This is a genomic window from Hymenobacter crusticola (assembly GCF_002154225.1).
In the GTDB taxonomy this organism is placed as follows: Bacteria; Bacteroidota; Bacteroidia; order Cytophagales; family Hymenobacteraceae; genus Hymenobacter; species Hymenobacter crusticola.
This window is the reverse complement of the sequence record NZ_MTSE01000149.1, coordinates 1-344: the sequence shown is the minus strand read 5'-3', so window position 1 is coordinate 344 and position 344 is coordinate 1. Positions and strand designations below refer to the sequence as shown.

Annotated in this window: 1 protein-coding gene; it reads left to right on the top strand. The window is 60.5% G+C overall.

The window, feature by feature from the left end; genetic code table 11:
• Positions 1–14: 14 nt before the first annotated feature.
• Positions 15–344 (top strand): hypothetical protein (locus BXP70_RS29290; RefSeq protein ID WP_143436804.1); only part of this gene is annotated, 330 nt, incomplete at its 3' end.

Below are 344 nucleotides of genomic sequence, written 5' to 3'. Positions count from 1 at the left end.
TCACCTTGCGCACCATGGTCAATCCCGATACCCCCCGTGAGATCCTAGTACCCATCAAACTCGCTACTCGTATCGGGCAGATCTTGCTGGACTACGTGGAGCAAACCCAGCGCCAGCAGGAACGCGGGCAAGGGCGAGTGGCCAGGGAGCCCCAACCGGCCGCGGCGGCTTCATTTGATTATCGCCCGGCTCGGCGCACCGAGAAGAAGACGCCGACCGGGGCTATTCGCTTTGAGTTCACCCTGGATACCCGCGAGACGCTGCATGACTGGCTGCATCCGTTGCGCGGGGCTTTCTACCTGAAAGGAATCCGCCAGGAACTTGCCATGGATATCTACTTGCCT